Source organism: Sphingosinicellaceae bacterium (assembly GCA_019285715.1).
Lineage (GTDB): Bacteria > Pseudomonadota > Alphaproteobacteria > Sphingomonadales > Sphingomonadaceae > Glacieibacterium.
Map to the genome: position 1 here is coordinate 4,243,311 of CP079108.1, position 18,355 is coordinate 4,261,665.

14 protein-coding genes are annotated in these 18,355 nt (G+C 68.6%); 13 read left to right on the top strand and 1 reads right to left on the bottom strand.

Translation table 11 applies throughout. The features are described 5' to 3' along the window. The first annotated feature begins 28 nt into the window (after window positions 1-28). From KX816_19700 to KX816_19750, 11 genes are all read left to right on the top strand, one after another. A complete protein-coding gene (locus KX816_19700) occupies window positions 29-982 on the top strand; it encodes a chlorophyllide a reductase iron protein subunit X (protein ID QXQ08699.1) in 954 nt (317 codons plus the stop codon). Then, on the top strand, window positions 979-2,496 hold the full coding sequence (gene bchY / locus KX816_19705; protein QXQ06350.1) for a chlorophyllide a reductase subunit Y: 1,518 nt from the start codon (window positions 979-981) through the stop codon (window positions 2,494-2,496). The genes KX816_19700 and bchY overlap by 4 nt, the downstream gene beginning before the upstream one ends. Further along, on the top strand, window positions 2,493-3,944 hold the full coding sequence (bchZ, locus tag KX816_19710) for a chlorophyllide a reductase subunit Z (GenBank protein ID QXQ06351.1): 1,452 nt from the start codon (window positions 2,493-2,495) through the stop codon (window positions 3,942-3,944). Before bchY ends, bchZ begins: the two co-directional genes overlap by 4 nt. 154 nt (window positions 3,945-4,098) lie before the next feature. Then, the gene (locus KX816_19715; GenBank protein ID QXQ06352.1) at window positions 4,099-4,326 is read left to right on the top strand and encodes a light-harvesting protein; all 228 of its coding nucleotides are present in this window, start codon (window positions 4,099-4,101) and stop codon (window positions 4,324-4,326) included. A 12-nt stretch (window positions 4,327-4,338) separates the two neighbouring features. Then, complete coding sequence (locus KX816_19720; protein QXQ06353.1) at window positions 4,339-4,521, top strand: light-harvesting protein; 183 nt, start codon at window positions 4,339-4,341, stop codon at window positions 4,519-4,521. Between the two features lie 146 nt (window positions 4,522-4,667). After that, a complete protein-coding gene (gene pufL, locus KX816_19725; protein ID QXQ06354.1) occupies window positions 4,668-5,492 on the top strand; it encodes a photosynthetic reaction center subunit L in 825 nt (274 codons plus the stop codon). A gap of 13 nt (window positions 5,493-5,505) precedes the next feature. Next, window positions 5,506-6,480 carry a photosynthetic reaction center subunit M gene (gene pufM, locus KX816_19730; GenBank protein QXQ06355.1) on the top strand — a complete coding sequence of 325 codons (975 nt, stop codon included), beginning with the start codon at window positions 5,506-5,508 and terminating at the stop codon, window positions 6,478-6,480. Then, window positions 6,477-7,724, top strand: coding sequence for a photosynthetic reaction center cytochrome c subunit (locus KX816_19735; protein ID QXQ06356.1), 1,248 nt, complete (start codon window positions 6,477-6,479; stop codon window positions 7,722-7,724). The genes pufM and KX816_19735 overlap by 4 nt, the downstream gene beginning before the upstream one ends. A 72-nt stretch (window positions 7,725-7,796) precedes the next feature. After that, window positions 7,797-8,198, top strand: coding sequence for a SufE family protein (locus KX816_19740; protein ID QXQ08700.1), 402 nt, complete (start codon window positions 7,797-7,799; stop codon window positions 8,196-8,198). 47 nt (window positions 8,199-8,245) lie between these two features. Beyond that, complete coding sequence (locus KX816_19745) at window positions 8,246-8,662, top strand: PaaI family thioesterase (GenBank protein QXQ08701.1); 417 nt, start codon at window positions 8,246-8,248, stop codon at window positions 8,660-8,662. After that, window positions 8,659-9,096 (top strand): PaaI family thioesterase, encoded by a 438-nt coding sequence (locus tag KX816_19750; GenBank protein ID QXQ06357.1) that lies wholly within the window; start codon window positions 8,659-8,661, stop codon window positions 9,094-9,096. Before KX816_19745 ends, KX816_19750 begins: the two co-directional genes overlap by 4 nt. Window positions 9,097-9,152: 56 nt before the next feature. Here the strand turns inward: KX816_19750 and KX816_19755 are convergent, their stop codons facing one another. Continuing rightward, entirely contained in the window at window positions 9,153-10,172 is a 1,020-nt protein-coding gene (locus KX816_19755; GenBank protein ID QXQ06358.1) for a glycerophosphodiester phosphodiesterase, read from the bottom strand. 184 nt (window positions 10,173-10,356) lie between these two features. Here KX816_19755 and KX816_19760 point away from each other — a divergent pair, with 184 nt between their 5' ends. Further along, window positions 10,357-11,898, top strand: coding sequence for a hypothetical protein (locus KX816_19760; GenBank protein QXQ06359.1), 1,542 nt, complete (start codon window positions 10,357-10,359; stop codon window positions 11,896-11,898). A gap of 215 nt (window positions 11,899-12,113) precedes the next feature. Beyond that, window positions 12,114-18,350, top strand: a complete 6,237-nt coding sequence (locus KX816_19765; GenBank protein QXQ06360.1) for a filamentous hemagglutinin N-terminal domain-containing protein — start codon at window positions 12,114-12,116, stop codon at window positions 18,348-18,350. The last annotated feature ends 5 nt before the right edge of the window (window positions 18,351-18,355 follow it).

Sequence of the window (18,355 nt, forward strand, 5' to 3'; positions counted from 1 at the left end):
TGGCCTGACCCTCGACGACTTCCTGCGCATGGAAGCGGCGATCGAGCCCGACCCGGTTCACACCGGCGAGGTCACCAAGGAAACCCAGATCATCGCGATCTACGGCAAGGGCGGCAGCGGCAAGTCGTTCGCGCTGTCGAACCTCAGCTACATGATGGCGCAGCAGGGCAAGCGCGTCCTGCTGATCGGCTGCGATCCAAAGTCCGACACCACCTCGCTGCTGTTCGGCGGCAAGTCGTGCCCGACGATCATCGAGACCAGCAGCCGCAAGAAGCTGGCCGGCGAGGAAGTCCGCATCGAGGACGTCTGCTTCCAGCGCGACGGAGTCTTCGCGATGGAGCTTGGCGGCCCCGAGGTCGGTCGTGGCTGCGGCGGACGTGGCATCATCCACGGCTTCGAACTGCTGGAAAAGCTCGGCTTCCACGAGTGGGGCTTCGACTATGTCCTGCTCGATTTCCTCGGCGACGTGGTCTGCGGCGGCTTCGGCCTGCCGATCGCCCGCGACATGTGCCAGAAGGTCATCGTCGTCGGCTCGAACGACCTGCAGTCGCTCTACGTCGCCAACAACGTCTGCAAGGCGGTCGAATATTTCCGCAAGATGGGCGGTAATGTCGGCGTCGCAGGCATCCTGATCAACAAGGACGACGGCTCGGGCGAAGCGCAGGCGTTCGCGGACGCAGTCGGCATCCCGGTGCTGATCTCGATCCCGGCCAACGAGGACATCCGCAAGAAGTCCGCCAACTACCAGATCATCGGGACCCCCGAGAGCCAGTGGGGCAGCCTGTTCGAGACGCTCGCCGAGAACGTCGCCGAGGCACCCCCGGTGCGCCCGACGCCGCTGACCAGCGACGGGCTGCTGGGGCTGTTCTCGCCCGAGGATACCGGCGCCAATGTCACGCTCCGTCCTGCCAGCCAGGCCGACATGCGCGGCGCGGCGTACGTGACGAAGCCGAGCCTGGAAGTGGTTTACGACGCCGTATGACAGACCTCGGCGTCTCGACACCGGCGAACGACGGCGATGCGATCGCGATCGACGGCGGCTGCGCCAGCGGTTCGACCCTCCGCGATGCCGCCGAGCGCGCCGGCAAGTCCGAGATTCTCGCGCGCTACGCCGCCGACTATCCCAAGGGCCCTCACGACCAGCCGCAGTCGATGTGCCCGGCGTTCGGCTCGCTCCGCGTCGGCCTCCGCATGCGCCGGACCGCGACGATCCTCAGCGGCTCCGCCTGCTGCGTCTACGGGCTGACCTTCACCTCGCACTTCTACGGGGCGCGGCGCTCGGTCGGCTACGTGCCGTTCAACTCCGAGAGCCTCGTCACCGGCAAGCTGTTTGAAGACATCCGCGACGCGGTCCATGAGATGGCCGATCCGGCGCTGTACGACACCATCGTCGTCACCAACCTGTGCGTGCCGACCGCGAGCGGGGTGCCGCTGCAGCTGCTCCCCGACCAGATCGACGGCGTCCGCATCATCGGTATCGACGTGCCCGGCTTCGGCATCCCGACCCACGCCGAGGCCAAGGACGTACTGGCGGGGGCGATGCTCGCCTACGCCCGCAAGGAGGTCGAGGCCGGGCCGGTCGCGGCGCCCAAGACCCGCGCCGACCGCCCGACGATCACGCTGCTCGGCGAAATGTTTCCGGTCGACCCGATCGGCATCGGCCAGATGCTGGAGCCGCTCGGGCTTGCGGTCGGGCCGAACGTGCCGACCCGCGAGTGGCGCGAGTTGTACTCCGCGCTCGACTGCGCCGCAGTCGCCGCGATCCACCCGTTCTACACCGCCAGCGTCCGCGAGTTCGAGGCCGCCGGGCGCACCGTTTTGCCTTCCGCCCCGGTTGGTCGCGACGGCACCGCGGCCTGGCTCGATGCGGTCGGCGCGGCGTGCGGGATCACGCAGGCACAGGTCGACGCCGCCAAGAACAAGTTCCTCCCCGCCATTGGCGCGGCGCTCGCGAATGCCCCGATCAAGGGTCGCATCACCGTCTCGGGCTACGAGGGCTCGGAGCTGCTGGTGGCGCGGCTGCTGATCGAGAGCGGCGCGACGGTGCCCTATGTCGGCACTGCCTGCCCGCGCACCAAATGGTCGGACCCCGACCGTGAATGGCTCGAGGCCCGCGGCTGCACGGTCCAGTACCGCGCCAGCCTCGAGAACGACCTGGCCGCCGTCGACGCCTTCCAGCCCGACCTCGCGATCGGCACGACCCCGGTCGTCCAGCACGCCAAGGCGAAGGCGATCCCGGCGCTGTATTTCACCAATCTGATCTCGGCTCGTCCGCTGATGGGCGTGGCGGGGGCGGGCAGCCTCGCCACGGTCGTCAATGCGGCGCTCGGCAACCAGCATCGCTTCGACCGCATGCGCGACTTCTTCGAAGGCGTCGGGTCAGGCGACACCGCCGGCATTTGGGAGGACACGCCACGCCTCCGCCCCGAGTTCAAGGCCAAGATGGCGGGCAAGCGCATCGCCGCGGCCAAGGCCGAAGAGGCGATCGGGGCATGACGCTCGTTCTCGATCATGACCGCGCTGGCGGCTATTGGGGCGCTGTCTACGCCTTCACCGCGATCAAGGGCCTGCAGGTCATCATCGATGGACCGGTCGGCTGCGAGAACCTGCCGGTGACCTCGGTCCTCCACTACACCGATGGCCTGCCGCCGCACGAGCTCCCGATCGTCGTCACCGGGCTGGGCGAGGATGAGCTCGGCCGCCACGGCACCGAGGGCGCAATGAAGCGCGCCTGGGCGACGCTCGACCCCGACCTGCCCGCGGTCGTCGTCACCGGAAGCATCGCCGAGATGATCGGCGGCGGCGTGACGCCCGAGGGCACCAACATCCAGCGCTTCCTGCCGCGCACCATCGACGAGGACCAGTGGCAGGCCGCCGACCGCGCGCTGACCTGGCTGTGGACCCAATACGGCACCAAGAAGGTCCCTGCCCTGCGCCCGCGCAAGGAGGGTGCCAGGCCCCGGGTCAACATTATCGGGCCGCAGTACGGCTGCTTCAACATGGCGTCCGACCTGCACGAGATCCGCCGCCTGATCGAGGGCATCGGCGCCGAGGTGGGCATGGTTTTCCCGCTCGGTTCGCACCTCGCCGACGTCAAGCGGCTGGCCGATGCCGAGGTCAACGTCTGCATGTACCGTGAGTTCGGGCGCGGGCTGTGCGAGACACTCGAGCGCCCGTATCTGCAGGCCCCGATCGGGCTGACGTCGACGACCTTGTTCCTCGAGAAGCTCGGTGAGCTGCTAGGCCTCGACCCGCAGCCGTTCATCACCCGCGAGAAGCACACCACGATCAAGCCATTGTGGGACCTGTGGCGGTCGGTGACGCAGGACTTCTTCGGCACCGCGAGCTTCGCCGTCGTCGCCACCGACACCTACGCGCGCGGCATGCGCGCCTTCCTCGAGGACGACCTCGGGCTGCCATGCACCTTCGCGTTCAGCCGGACAGCGGGGATCAAGCCCGACAACCAGGCGGTCAAGGCGGCGCTCAAGGCGACGCCGCCGCTGGTGATGTTCGGTTCCTACAACGAGCGCATGTACATGGCCGAGCTCGGCAGCCGCGCGGTGTTCGTGCCCGCGAGCTTCCCCGGCGCCGCGATCCGCCGCGCCACCGGCACGCCCTACATGGGTTATGCGGGCGCGACCTGGCTGGTGCAGGAGGTCTGCAACGCGCTGTTCGACGCGCTGTTCAACATCCTGCCACTGTCGACCGCGATGGACGCCGCCGACGCGACGCCGGCGCGGATCCTCGCGCAGGTCAGCTGGGAAGACGACGCCAAGGCCGAGTTCGACGCGCTGGTCGAGGCGCAGCCGGTGCTGGTTCGCATCAGTGCCGCGAAACGCCTGCGCGATGCCGCCGAGCGCGCCGCCCGCAATGCCGGGCTTCCTGCCGTTACCGCGCGCGAGTTGGCCGCTGCCGCCCGCGCCCTCGAGAGCATGGCCGCATGACGCGGCCCCGCAGCCTTTCAGCCCAAGGGCTGTCAGCTTTTTCGGGTCTGAATGACCCTCAACCGATCGTCCCGGCGAAAGTCGCCGCGTCGATGCCGCCAGGAGGCGCCGCCGGCACCCTCCCTGTCCCGGCGGGCAAACTGGAGATGGAGCAATGAGCGATATCAGAGACCGAGACGAGCGGATCACACCGAGCACGTACCTCAGCGAGGCCGAGGCGAAGGAATTTCACAAGCTGTTCATCACCAGCTTCCTGATCTTCACCGCCATCGCGATCGTCGCGCACATCCTCGTCTGGATGTGGCGTCCGTGGCTCGGTGAAGTGCGGACCGTAACCGCGCTCGACACCGCCCACACCCCAACCATCAGCGCGACAGCATAGGGAGACATCGTCATGTGGAGAATCTGGCAAATGTTCGACCCGCGCCGTGCGCTGGTCGCCCTGTTCGCATTCCTGTTTATCCTGGCACTGCTGATCCACTTCATCCTGCTCAGCACCCAGCGGTTCAACTGGCTCGACGGTCCGACCCACGGCACCGTCGGAACGACCGTCGCGGCACCCGCTGCGACATCCTGAACCGCGACGTTCCGGACGATGACGTACGGAACGACGACGTTCTAACGATTGACCGGCGGAACCCCTCACCCGCGTTCCGCCGGACATTCGAAAAGTCTGCAAAGGACCGCCGGCCCCTGTGTGGCTGCGGTCGGAGGGCCTGAATCATGGCGCTGTTGAGCTTCGAGCGGAAATACCGGGTACGCGGCGGCACTCTGCTCGGCGGCGACCTGTTCGATTTCTGGGTAGGACCGTTTTTCGTCGGCTTCTTCGGCGTCACGACGCTGTTCTTCTCGATCCTCGGCACCGCGCTGATCTTCTACGCGGCTTCGCAGGGACCGACCTGGAACCCGTGGCTGATCTCGATCGCCCCGCCCGACCTGAAATACGGTCTCGCGCTGGCCCCGCTCAACGAGGGCGGCTTCTGGCAGATCATCACGGTCTGCGCGATCGGTGCCTTCGTCTCGTGGATGCTCCGCGAGGTCGAGATCTGCCGCAAGCTCGGTATCGGCTATCATGTGCCGTTCGCCTTCGGAGTCGCGATCTTCGCCTACGTCAGCCTGGTGGTGATACGGCCGCTGCTGCTCGGGGCGTGGGGCTTCGGCTTCCCCTACGGCATCTTCAGCCACCTCGATTGGGTGTCGAACACCGGCTACCAGTACCTGCATTTCCACTACAATCCGGCGCACATGCTGGCGGTGAGCTTCTTCTTCACCACGACGCTGGCGCTGGCGATGCACGGCGGCCTGATCCTGTCGTCGGTCAATCCGAAGAAGGGCAGCGAGGTCAAGACGCCCGAGTTCGAGGACACGTTCTTCCGCGATCTCATCGGCTATTCGATCGGCACGCTCGGCATCCACCGCCTCGGGCTGTTCCTGGCGCTCAACGCCGGCTTCTGGAGCGCAGTCTGCATCATCATCTCAGGCCCCTTCTGGACCCGCGGCTGGCCCGAGTGGTGGACCTGGTGGCTCAACCTGCCGATCTGGTCGTGAGGGGGTAAGGACAATGGCGCGCTATCAGAATATATTCACCCAGATCCAGCTGCGATCGGCCCCCGAATTGGGTGTGCCGCTGCCGCACGGCGACTTTCCGCGCGACGGCAAGCCCGGCTATTCCTACTGGGCCGGCAAGCTGGGTGCGGCGCAGATCGGCCCGATCTACCTCGGGCGGCTCGGCCTGCTGTCGCTGATGTTCGGCTTCCTGGCGTTCGAAATCGTCGGCCTCAACATGTGGGCGTCGGTGAACTGGGACCCGGTGCAGTTCGTCCGCCAGCTGTTCTGGCTGGCGCTCGAGCCGCCCGCCCCCAAGTACGGCCTACAGATCCTGCCGCCGCTGGCGCAGGGCGGCTGGTGGCTGATCGCGGGCTTCTGCATGACCACGTCGGTCCTGCTATGGTGGGCGCGGACCTATACCCGGGCACGCCGCCTCGGCATGGGTACGCACGTCAGCTGGGCGTTCCTGTCCGCGATCTGGCTGATGCTGGTGCTCGGCTTCATCCGCCCGCTGGCGATGGGGAGCTGGTCTGAGGCGGTGCCGTTCGGCATCTTCCCGCACCTCGACTGGACCGCGGCCTTCTCGATCCGCTACGGTAATCTGTTCTACAACCCATTCCACTGCCTCTCGATCGTCTTCCTGTACGGGTCGACCCTGTTGTTCGCGATGCACGGCGGCACCATCCTCGCGGTCGGGCGCTACGGCGGCGAGCGCGAGATCGAGCAGATCACCGACCGCGGCACCGCGGCCGAGCGCGCCGGGTTGTTCTGGCGCTGGACGATGGGCTTCAACGCCACCTACGAGTCGATCCACCGCTGGGCGTGGTGGTTTGCGGTGCTGACCACCTTCACCGGCGGCATCGGCATCCTGCTGACTGGCACCGTCGTCGACAACTGGTACCTGTGGGCGCAGCAGCACCACTTCGCGCCGATCTACCCCTCGACGGGGACGATCGATCCCAGCACGCTTCCGGGAGCGCCGAAATGAGGATGGTACCGCATAGCCTCGCCCTTGTGGCGACACTCGGCCTGGGCCTCTCCGGCTGCGACGTCGGCATGAAAAGCTGGGCGCAGACCGGCTACCGCGGCACCGGCGGCGACCAGATTCGCGACACCAGCGAAGCCAAGGCGCTGGCCAAGCTGCAGGTCGTGCCACCGCCGCCCTACCCGCTCGAGCCGGCGATGCTCGGCGGCGAGCGGGCCGGGCAGACCTACCAGAACGTCAAGGTGCTGAACAACATCAGCACCGAGCAGTTCAACTACATCATGGCGGCGATGGTAACCTGGATCGCGCCCGGCGATGCCGAGACCCAGGGCTGCAATTACTGCCACAACCCAGCGAACATGGCGTCCGACGAGAAATACACCAAGGTCGTCGCGCGCCGCATGATCCAGATGACCCAGAGCATCAACGGCGCGTGGGGCAAGCACGTCTCGCCCGCCGGCGTGACCTGCTGGACCTGCCACCGCGGCAACGGCGTGCCGGTCAACAAATGGGCGATCGACCCCAAGGGCGGCGACGATTCGACGGTCCTGATGGGCAACAAGCGCGGCCAGAACACGCCGCTCAAGACAGTCGCCTACGCCTCCCTGCCGTCCGATCCGTTCAGCAGCTATCTGCGCGACAACCAGGAAATCCGGCTGGCGGGGGCCACACCCTATCCGGTGTCGAGCGCCCCGGTCGTGGTCAGCGGTGGCACCAAGCACGCCGAGAAGACCTACGGCCTGATGATGCACATGTCGTCGGCGCTCGGGGTCAACTGCACCTACTGCCACAACGCCGGCAACTTCCAGTCGTGGAACCTGAGCAAGCCGCAGCGCGCCACCGCCTGGTACGGCATCCGCATGGTCCGCAACATCAACAACGCCTATATCGAGCCACTTGCCGCGGTCTTCCCGGCGTACCGCAAGGGCCATCTCGGCGACCCCTACAAGGTCAACTGCCTGACCTGCCATCAGGGCGTCGCCAAGCCGATGAATGGCTATCCGATGCTGAAGGACTATCCCGGCCTGAAGGGTCCGCTGGCACCGATGACGGTAGCGGCGGCGTCGCCGAACTGGCACGCGCCGCTGGGTCCGGACTCGGTCCGCAGCCTCAATCCGCAGCCGCTGCCGCCGGTCGCCACGGTGGCCATGGCCCCGATCCCCGCCAATGCCGGAGCGGCCGAGACGACAATCGACGGTGTCGACCCGTCGGTGGCGCGCCATCCCGAGAACGGCGTGCAGCACTAGGGGCAGTGACGTCACAGGAGCGGGCGCGGCCTTGACCCGGCCGCGCCGCTCCCCCACTCCGCGGCGGTGACCATCACGACTTTCGAGGATGTCGAGGCCGAATTCGAGGCGCTCGACGAGTGGGACGACCGCTACCGGCTGCTGATCGACCTCGGCCGCGCGTTGCCGCCGATGGACGACGCCTTCAAGACCGACGCGACCAAGGTCCGGGGTTGTGCCAGCCAGGTCTGGCTGTACCCGACGCGGACGCCCGAGGGCCGGCTCCACTTCAGCGCCGACAGCGACGCCGCGATCGTCAAGGGACTGGTCGCTCTGGTGATGCTGCTGGTCCAGGATCATGCGCCCGCCGACATCGACCCGGCAAGGATCCGCAGCCAGCTCGACAGCCTCGGGCTGTCGAAGCACCTGTCGTCGAACCGTACGCAGGGCCTCGCCTCGATGATCGCGCGCATCGGCGAACTGGCTCGGACATGAGTGACGACCGCCCACTACCAACTACGCCCCCTGGCCGCCTGCACGCGATGATCCAGCATTTCATGGGCAGCGTGCCGCACATCGCCAAGCTCGGCATCGTCTACAGCGGCCACGGCGCCGACTGGGCCGAGCTCGCGCTGCCGCCAAACCCGCGGCTGGTCGGCTATCCGGACTACGGTATCGTCGCCAACGGCGCGGTGTTTTCGCTGGTCGACTCCGCCGCGGGCTTTGCGGTCTCGGCGGCACGCGGCGCGATCGGTCATGCGACGCTCGACCTGCGCCTCGACTATCTCGGCACTCCGCCGCCGGGCGCGACGATCACCGCACGGATGACATGCTACCGGATGACCAGGCACGTCGCCTTCGTCCACGGCCACGCCCATGCCGGCGACCCCGAACGCCCGATCGCGGCGGCCACCGGCACCTTCATGTTCACCATTCCGCGCCCCGAAGGTGCCGCATGAGCATCGCCGAGGCTACCGCCGCTTTGCGTGCCGGCGGGCAGGGCATCGTCCTCGACATGCTGCCCTACGCCGCGCTGATGGGTGTCCGCGCCGACCGCGACGGCGACGACGTCGCGCTCTTCATGCCGTTCACCGAGCATCTCGTCGGCGCCCCCGGCCGCCTTCACGGCGGCGCGGTCGCGGGGCTGCTCGAACTCGCCTGCATCGCCCGGCTGCTGGTCGCGCTCGAAGCCGAGGAAGCGCCGCCGCTGCTCAAGCTGGTGACCGTCACGGTCGACTATCTGCGCGAGGGCGGCGGCCAGGGCACCCACGCCACCGCGACCCTGACCCGGCAGGGCCGCCGCGTCGCCAACCTCCACGCGGTCGCCTGGCAGTACGACCACAGCCGCCCGATCGCGACCGCGAACCTCAACTACCTGCTCGACCGGAGCTAGAGGGTCCCAGCCAGCGATTTTTGTCGTCCCGGCTCAAGCCCGGGATGAAATTTCCGCTACTTCCGCACCGCCACCGCAGCGCTCCCCGGATCGTCTGAGAACAGCCCGTCAATGCCGGTCGCAAGGAACGTCCGGTACTCGGCGGCCAGGTCGCCGTGGCCGCGCGGGTCGGTGCCGATCCGAAAGTCGAGCGGCAGGAAGTAGTTCTCCGGCCTGAACGTCCACGGGTGGACCTTCAAGCCAGCGGCATGGGCGTCGGCAACGAGGCTGGTCGGCGCGAGCAGTTTCGCATTGGCATCACGCGGGATGATGCGGTCCTTGTTCGGCCCGATCCCGTCGGCGTAGGCGGCGATGGCCTTCAGCCCGGCCGGAGTCATCATCGCGTCGTAGGACTGCCCGTCGGCCGAAGTGCCGGCGTCGACGAGCTGGATCAGGCGCACGCCGGTCTGGCTGCGCAGCGCCTTCAAATTGCCGATCTCGAACGACTGGATGAATACCGGGGCGTCGGCGGTCGTCCAGCCGGCGGCCTTGAGCGCGGCCAGCAGCGGCGGCTCGAGCGGCAGGCCGATCCCGCGGAAATAGCTCGGGTGCTTGGTCTCCGGGTAGATCCCGACCGGACGCCCGGCGGCCTTGGCCAGCGCGATGATCTCGGCAAAGGTCGGAATGCGCTCGTCCGTGTAGGCGAGGTTGGCAGGGCGGAGCTGCGGCAGCCGCTCGCGGGCATGCAGCGTCTTCAGTTCGGCGAGCGTGAAGTCCTCGGTGAACCAGCCGGTCTCGCTGGTGCCGTCGATGATCTTGGTGACCTTTCGCGCGGCGAATTCGGGGTGCTCGGCAACGTCGGTGGTGCCGGTGATGTCGTTCTCGTGCCGCGCAACCAGGACATGGTCCTTGGTCGAGACGAGGTCGGGCTCGATGAAGTCGGCCCCGGCGCGAATCGCTTCACGGTACGACGCGAGCGTGTGCTCGGGCCGGACCGCGCTCGCGCCGCGGTGACCGATGACGAGCGCGCGCGCCTCCGCAGCGCTGCCTGCTGTCGCCGCCATCATCGCCGTCACCATTGCCAGTAGCCTCAACATTTTCACGTTCCTCGAGATGATGGCGTCGGACTGGTCATGGTCGCCACTTGTTTCGCCTGCGTTACCGCGCTAGGCTGAAGCTTCGTAAGGGAATGGCGATGATGGTCGTGGCGGGGTGCCCGCGACCGGAGCTGACGGCAACGTCCGTGTCCACTGCGTAGGCGTGGAATCGGGGGATATCTAGATGGCGCGTGGCTTCGCGCGGCTGGCTGATGCAGCGCTGATCGCGGCTCTTGTCGTGGTCGGCCTCGCTGTGCCGCTGGGCTTCGCCGTGCCCGCACGCGCCCAGAACGCCACCAGCCTGCCGACCCGCAACGAGCTCAACCCCGCCGAACGCACGCCCGAAGTCGTCCAGCAGCCCGATCTGTTCAGCCTGCCCGCGCCCGGCCCATGCCCGCTCGCCAGTTCGACGCTGACCGTCGCGTTCAAGGGCGCCAAATTCTCGCATCTGACCGGCGTGCCTGCGGAGGTGCTCAGCCCGGCGTGGCAGGGCTCGGTCGGCAAGACCGTGCCGCTCAGCGATTTCTGCGCGATGCGCGACCGCATTGCCGAACTGCTGTTCAAGTCGGGCATCCTGGCGAGGGTCGAAATCCCCGAACAGCGCATCGATTCGGGCATCGTCACCTTCGAGGTCGTCGAGGCGCGCGTTATGAGCGTCCGGGTCACCGGCGACGCCGGCCCGGTCAAGGCCCGCATCGACGACTATGCCTCGAAGCTGCGCGGCATGAACCCATTCAACCTCGCGGTCGCGCAGCGCTATCTGCTGCTCGCCTCCGACCTGCCCGGCATCCGCCTGCGCACCAGCGTGCGTCCTGCGAAGGCTGGAGGACGCGGCGCGGTCGATATCGAGATGAACGTCACCCGCAACGCGGTCGCGGTGGTGTTCAACACCCAGAACTACAACAGCCGCGCGACCGGACGGTTCGGCGCACTGGCGCGGGTCGACTTCAATAGTCTGACCGAGGCGGCCGAGCGCACCAGCGTCATCTTCTACCATACGGTCCCCGACAACGAGCAGTTCGTCGGCCAGCTGCTCGAGGAGCTCCGCATCGGCGGCGACGGACTGCTGCTGCGCGGCAGCATCGCTTATGGCGAAACCCGCCCTGGCGCGGCGATCGAGCCTCTCAACATCCGCTCGATCTCCACCGTTGGGTCGCTCGAACTCGCCTACCCGCTGATCCGCCTGCGCCGCGAGACGTTGACGCTCGCGGGGGGTTTCGAAGCGATCAGCCAGAAAAGCCAGATCCGCGGCGGCGGCGGGCGCTTCCTTCAGGACGACCTGCGCATCGCCTACATCCGCGGCGAGTACGAATTGCGGCCGTTCATCGGCACCCGCCAGGCGGTGTTCGGCGGCGAGCTGACGCTGCGCAAGGGCGTGTCATTCCTGGGTGCCAGCGACGCCGGCTCGTTCCTGCTGTCGCGCGCCGACGGCAAGCCCGATGCCTTCGTCGTCCGCGCTTCGGCCCGCGCGCTGCTGCCGCTGGCCGACAAGTTCGCCCTGTTCGGGCGGCTCGAGGCACAAGTCTCCCCCGATGCATTGCTCAGCTACGAGGAGCTGCCGATCGGCACGCTGACCATCGGCCGCGGCTATGACCCAGCGTCTGCATCGGGCGATTCCGGCATCGCCGGATCGTTCGAGGCGCTTCGGGCCGTTCCCGGTCGGCAAGAACATCCTGCTCAGCCCCTACGGCTTCTTCGACGTCGCCAACGTCAGCAACAAGCATAACCTCGGCTTCGACGGCACGCTGACCTCGGCGGGTGCTGGCGCGCAGCTGCGCTTCTCGCGCTGGCTGCTGCTCGACCTCGCCTACGCCAAGCCCTTCGACCGGCCCGCCCCCGGCTTCGCCAAGCCGAGCGACCGAGTCCTGGTCAACCTGACCGTCGCGTTCGAATAAGATGAGGGACCGACCCATGGCTCGCCCCGACCGATCGACTCGCGCCATGTTGCTGGTCCGCACTGCAATGAGCAGCGTGCTGCGCACCGCGATGGGCGGTGCGGCGTTGTGGGGGATGCCGGCCAACGCGCTGCCCATTACAACGCCGACGACGACGGTCAACACCGGCGGCACCCTGCCGGTCCTGACCAACGCCGGTGCGGTCCAGACGATCAAGCTCAACGCGCCGCGGACCGTGCTCCAGTACAGCGGCTTCACGGTCGCGACCGGCGAAACGGTCAATTTCCGCTTCGACAGCCGCAGCGACCTCGCGGTCGTCCACAGCACCAGCAGCGCGATCCAGATCGACGGTACGCTGAACAGCTTCGTCGGCGCCGGCTCGACCTACGGCGGCAACGTCTGGCTGCTGTCGGCGGCGGGCGTATTCTTCGGGGCGGGCGCGCGGGTCGATGTCGGCGGGCTGCTGGCCAGCACCTCGATCCCGACCGACCTGCTCGATGGTAACGGCTTGGTAAGGCCCAATAGCGCGGTCCTGACGCCCACGACGCTGGCCTTCGACTTCGGCGACGGTGCCGGCGCGGTCACGGTGGCGGGCGGCGCACAGATCACCGGCCACGGCGGCACGCTGGCGTTCATCGCGCCGAGCGTCACCACCGGCAAAGGCGCGGTCATCGGCGGGGCCAGCGGCAGCGTCGGCAACACCGCGGTGCTGTACGGCGCGGCGCAAGCGTACACGGTGCGCTTCATGCAGGAGGCCAGCAACGACCTCGACCTGCTAGACTTCGAAGTCCCCGGCCTGACCGCGGGCAGCACTGCGGCGCTGCCGCTCCAGCTCGCGGGGACCACCGCTGCGGGCAACGTCTATATCGCCAGCGTCAGCCGCGCCGATGCGGTCCGTGCCGTGCTCGACGCCCAGGGTGACATCGGCGCCGTGAGTGCCGGGCTCGAGGGCGGGACGATCGTGCTGACCGCGGGCGGCGGCATCGCCAACCGCGCCGCCGCGCCGCTGTTCACCGACGGCATCAACCGCCAGGACATCAGCGCGACCGGCGCAATCAGCGCCGCGCACGACGTCACCGTCACCGCGACCGGCGACATCAACCTGCCGGGGACCGTCACCGCCGGCGGCTCGATTCGCCTACGCGGCCTCAACGTCAGTGCCACCAGCCTGACCGCGGGCGAGGACATCGTGGTCCGCGGCGGCGACGAGGTCGGCAGCACCGCCGGCAGCGGCTATGGCTATGGATACGGGGGACACTATCAAGCCGAGGGCGGCCAGCTCCAGATCGCCTCGGCGACCGCCGGCGACGACGTGCTCGGGACGACCTGGAACGGCGATACCGAGTTCGGCTCGGTCAAGCTTGCCGGCACCGGCGGCGACCTCGCGGGCGATCCGCTCGGCATCCTCGATGCGGCTGGCGACGGACACCGGCTGCGGCTGACCACGACCGGCGATAGCGGCGACGTCTACCTCGGCCGCGACGGCGAATTCCGCGGCGGCCAGAGCAGCCCGAGCTTCGCCTTCGAGAACCCGATCGACACCCTCGACATTGGCACCAACGGAGTCGTCAGCCTCGACGCGATCGGCGCCGTCGGCGTCACCCTGCTCGGCAACGCGACCATCCACGACGCCGTCGCGCGCCAGGGCCTGGCAACGTTCGGCGCGACGGCTGCGATCAACGTCGGCACCGTGACCGCGGTCGGCGGCATCGGCGTCGAGGGCACGAGCGCCAGCGTCGGCACCGCTACGACGTCCCTGGATGAAAACGGCAACGGGCTGATCGTCGTCCACGGCCTGACGTCCGCATCGATCGCCAACGCCAACGCCGCGACCGACGTCCTCGTTGTCGCCGACAATGGCAACGCCAGCGTCGGCGTCGCGCACGCCGGCGACGACGTCATCATCCGCGCTTATGGGGGCAGCGCGTCGCTGGCATCGGCGACGGTCGGCGTGTCCATTGGCGAGGGCAGCGAGGCCCCCGATCACAACGCCAACGAGTATTCGTTCGGCGAGGGCGGCTTGGTCACGCTGTTCCCGGGCCGCAGCTTCGACTTCGACGGCAACGGCCGGGTCATCGACATCGCGGCCGAGACCAGCGCGTTCGCTCCGGTCTTCAACCTGCTGCCACCGCCGCCCGCACCCGGCGCCGGCGACGTCTTCCTCGGCCTCGGCACCGGCACGATCAGCGGCGCGGAGCACGTCTTCCTCGATGCCGGTCACGATATCGTCGTCGACCTCATCGGTGCGCCAACCGTCGACGAAGCGTTCGCCGGCCACGACATCAGCGCCGTCGCCGACGCGATCGTTATAAACGACCTCGAGGCCGGCGGCAGCGCCAGCGTCACCGCGCGCTCCGGCGATGCCCACGTCGACTACGTCGCGACCGCGCTCGACCTCAGCCTTGTCGCCGCGAACGGCCTCGCGCACATGGGGGACGCCCATGTGGGCCAGGACTTCCTGCTCAGCGGCAAGACCGTCGAGCTCGGCAGCCTCACCGGCTATTCGAACCCCGGCTATGGCTATGGTTGCTATGGCTATGGCGGCAACGGCTCGATCACGCCGACCCGCGATATCACCATCCTCGCGAGCGCGGGTGGCTTTACCTACGACCAGTCGCTGACCGCGACGCGCGACCTGACGATCAACGTCAGTGGCGATCTTTTGGTCTCGCAGCTCGATCTCGAGCAGCCGGCCGCCGTCCTGACCGCGGGCGACGACGTCCGCCTGCACGGCGCGACGGTCACCGTCGACACCATCGACACCACCGGAACCGGCCCCGATACGGAGGCCGACGGCAGCAACATCGTCGTCGGCGGTGGTGCGGTCACCGTCTACCAGGCCGCCTCGGCGAACGACATTCTGGTCGACAGCCCCGGGCTGGTGGAGCTCGGCACCGGCTTCTTCGCGACCGCCGCGAACGACATCATCATCCATGCCGCCGATATCGAATACGGCGCGCTCGACGCCGGCCGCGACCTCAAGCTGACCGCGACCGCGGGCACGCTGACCGTCAAGGGCTTCGGGACCAGTGAGCTGTCGTCAGGCCGCGACGTGCTGATCGACGTCAGCGGCGACCTCGTCGCGGGCAGCCTCGCAGCGGTCCGCGACCTGACGCTGGCGGCCGCGACCATCACCGTGCAGGCCGACGCCGAGAACGCGGGTACGGTCATCGCCGGGCGCGACCTGACCGCAACCGCACGCACCGGCGCGCTGGTCATCACCGATGCCGAGGCGGGCGACGACGTTCACCTGGCCGGCCTGACGATCGACGTCGACACGGTCCGCTCCACCGGCACTGGGGGCGACAGCGAAGGCGACGGCTCCAACATCTTCGCGAACGGCGGCACCGTAACCCTCGAGCAGGCGGTCGCGGCGACCGACATCCAGGTCGTCGGCACCGGGGTCGTCACCGTCGGCACCGGTGCCGCGGGCGAGCAGATCGGCAGCGTTGGCGATTATTTCGCGCAGGCCGCGCAGGATATCCTGATCACCGGCGCGTCGGTGCTGGTCGGACCGCTCGATGCCGGCCGCGATGTCGGCCTGACCGCCACCACGGGCGGTATCGAAGCGCTCGATTCGATCTTCGCAGGCCGCGACGTCCACGCCAATGCTGCCGGCGCAGGCTCGTTCGGCGGCTTCGTCTCGGCCGGGCAGGACATCGGGCTGACGGCCCTGACCCTCGAAGCCGTCGACCTCGATGCCGAGCGCGACATCACCGCGACTGCGGGCAGCATCGACATCGGGTCCGCATCATCGCGGCGCGACATCCTCGTCACCGCGACCAGCGGCGACGCCCACGTCGGCAGCGCCGAGGTCAAGCGCGACCTGACCGTCCTCGCGGCGCTCGGGCTGGCGGCCGTCGGCGATGCACAAGTCGGCGGCAACCTGCTGATGACCGGCAAGAACGTCTCGCTCGGCAGCCTCGATGGCTACACCGACAGCGGTTACGGCGGGAACGGCTACGGGGGCTACGGCTACGGCGGCGAGGGCGGCTACGGCTACGGCGGCACCTTCACGCTGACCCAGAACGCGACGCTGACCGCGACCGCGGGCAATGTCTTCGGCGATGCCTCGCTGTTCGTCGCCAACGACGTGCTGCTCAGTGCCACCGGTAACATCGTGCTCGGCGATATCGGCGCCGGCAACGACGTCATCGCGACCGCGGGAGGCGCGCTCGAACTCGGCGCCGTCAGCGGCGGGCGGGACGTGCGCCTGGAGGGGGGCACCCTCGCCACCGGCGGCATCGACGCCGGGCGCGACCTCAGCCTGACCACGACCGCGAGCGGCATCACCGTCGGTGACCTGACCGCGGTCCGCGACCTCACCCTCGACGCCTTCGCCGACCTAAACGCCGGCAATGTCGGGGCCGGGCGTGACCTCGTGCTGGCCGGAGCGAATGTCACTGCGGTCAACGCAACCGCGGGCGGCGACGTCACCGCGACCGCACGGACCGGCACGCTGACCCTCGCCACGGTCAGCGCCGGCGACGATGCGCGGCTCGACGGCGTCACGCTGGCGCTCGGCCAGGTCACCGCGACCGGTCTCGGCAGCGACAGCGAGGCCGACGGCTTCAACATCGTCCTGACCGGCGGCACGATCGGCGCAAGCCAGCTGTCCGCCGCGACCGACATCGACGTTATCGGCACCGGCGCGGTCATCCTCGGGCAGGCCACCGCGGGCCAGGACGTAACCGTCGCGGGTGCGACCGTCGACGAGGCGCTGCAGCTCAGCGGCCGCGATGTCTCGGTGACTTCGGGCGGCGCGTTCACTGCGACCGCCGGGCTGAACGCGACGCGCGACCTCCATCTCACCGCCGGCACGACGCTCGACTACGCAACGCTGACCGCGGCGCGCGACCTGTTCCTGACCGGCGCATCCGTCACCGGCGGCAGCGCCACCGCGACCCGCGACCTGACCGTGATGGCGACGCTCGGCATCACCGGCGACCTCTTCCAGGCGGGCCGCAACCTGGTCCTCGACCCCAACCAGCCGATCGTCGCGGGCACCGCAATCGCCGGCGGCAACGCGACCCTGATCGGTTCGTCGATCGGCGTCGGCACGCTGACCGTGGGCGGCACGACCTTCGCCCAGGCGACCGCGGGCGGCATTTCGTTCGCCACCTTCCACGGCACCGGCGACGCGGTGCTGATCGCGACCGGCAAGGTCGATCTCGGCGATGTCACTGCGGCGGCCCTGCGCATCGTCGGCGGCGATCTCGACGTGCGCAACAGCCTCGTCGCCTCGACGCTGGCGGTCGAGACGCCCGGCAACATGATCATCGGCGGCACCGCTGGCCAGGGCGAGACCGGCTTCCGCCTCGCCGCCGCCGACATGGCGCGGCTCAAGGTCAGCGGCATCGCCAGCTTCTACGCGGGCGTTACCACCGCCGCGAACGACGGTCAGGTCGCGGACGGCAATCTGACCATCCAGGACTTCGGCTACAACCCCGCCGACCTGCCGCGGATCGCGTTCTTCGCCGATCGCAGCCACATCGTCGACGTCACCGGCCATGTCCTGCCGACGACCAACGGCGGCGCGGTCCAAATCGGCGACTCGAACGTCAACGGCCGCTTCCGCCCCGCGTCGATCTACGTCTCGGGCGGGCTGGGCAGCGCCGAGCTGGTCGCCAACTGCTTCGGCAAGATCGTCGGCCTGGCTTCGCTCTCGATGTTCGCGGTCAACGACATCATCTTCGGTGCCGCCGACTTCCGCGGCGTCATCCAGAGCACCGATGCCGGTGCGATCGACCTCGGGGCGGGCGCTCCGGGGGTGCCGGCTGGACCCGCCGACGACCGGCTGTTCGTGGTCTCGGCGCGCTTCAACGTCGACGCGGGCGGCAAGATCGTCTCGCAGAACACCGCGAGCCGCACGGGTGAGTACGCTGGCATGTTCATCACCGGCATCGGTGCCGCCGGGCAAACCGTCAGCGTCGGCAACGCCCGCGCCATCGACCTGTCGGGCAGCTTCGTCGACGGCACCAATGCCCTGCGCTCCGGGCCGACCGCCGCCAAGGACAACGAGCTCGGGCCGGGCGGCGTCAACGGCGGGGTCTTCCGTTTCAACGGCTGCATCGTCGGCGGCGGCGACTGCACCGGCCAGCCCGGCGCGAACCCGTCGGAGGCGCTGCGGATCGAAGCCTACCAGACGCCGCGACCGGTCGACATCACCGACGGCCCGCTGACCACGGTGTTGGTCATCGACCAGCAGCTTGACGGCCTTGATGTCCTGACCGTCGACAACGACGGAAACGTCATCGTCATCAAGAAGAAACCCGGACAGTAACGCGA

Excerpts from the sequence above, each read along its gene's own strand:
- KX816_19700 (QXQ08699.1), top strand. The coding sequence starts at position 29 with ATGGAAGCGGCGATCGAGCCCGACCCGGTTCACACCGGCGAGGTCACC.
- bchY (QXQ06350.1), top strand. The coding sequence starts at position 979 with ATGACAGACCTCGGCGTCTCGACACCGGCGAACGACGGCGATGCGATC.
- bchZ (QXQ06351.1), top strand. The coding sequence starts at position 2,493 with ATGACGCTCGTTCTCGATCATGACCGCGCTGGCGGCTATTGGGGCGCT.
- KX816_19715 (QXQ06352.1), top strand. The coding sequence starts at position 4,099 with ATGAGCGATATCAGAGACCGAGACGAGCGGATCACACCGAGCACGTAC.
- KX816_19720 (QXQ06353.1), top strand. The coding sequence starts at position 4,339 with ATGTGGAGAATCTGGCAAATGTTCGACCCGCGCCGTGCGCTGGTCGCC.
- pufL (QXQ06354.1), top strand. The coding sequence starts at position 4,668 with ATGGCGCTGTTGAGCTTCGAGCGGAAATACCGGGTACGCGGCGGCACT.
- pufM (QXQ06355.1), top strand. The coding sequence starts at position 5,506 with ATGGCGCGCTATCAGAATATATTCACCCAGATCCAGCTGCGATCGGCC.
- KX816_19735 (QXQ06356.1), top strand. The coding sequence starts at position 6,477 with ATGAGGATGGTACCGCATAGCCTCGCCCTTGTGGCGACACTCGGCCTG.
- KX816_19745 (QXQ08701.1), top strand. The coding sequence starts at position 8,246 with ATGATCCAGCATTTCATGGGCAGCGTGCCGCACATCGCCAAGCTCGGC.
- KX816_19750 (QXQ06357.1), top strand. The coding sequence starts at position 8,659 with ATGAGCATCGCCGAGGCTACCGCCGCTTTGCGTGCCGGCGGGCAGGGC.
- KX816_19755 (QXQ06358.1), bottom strand. The coding sequence starts at position 10,172 with ATGTTGAGGCTACTGGCAATGGTGACGGCGATGATGGCGGCGACAGCA.
- KX816_19760 (QXQ06359.1), top strand. The coding sequence starts at position 10,357 with ATGGCGCGTGGCTTCGCGCGGCTGGCTGATGCAGCGCTGATCGCGGCT.
- KX816_19765 (QXQ06360.1), top strand. The coding sequence starts at position 12,114 with ATGTTGCTGGTCCGCACTGCAATGAGCAGCGTGCTGCGCACCGCGATG.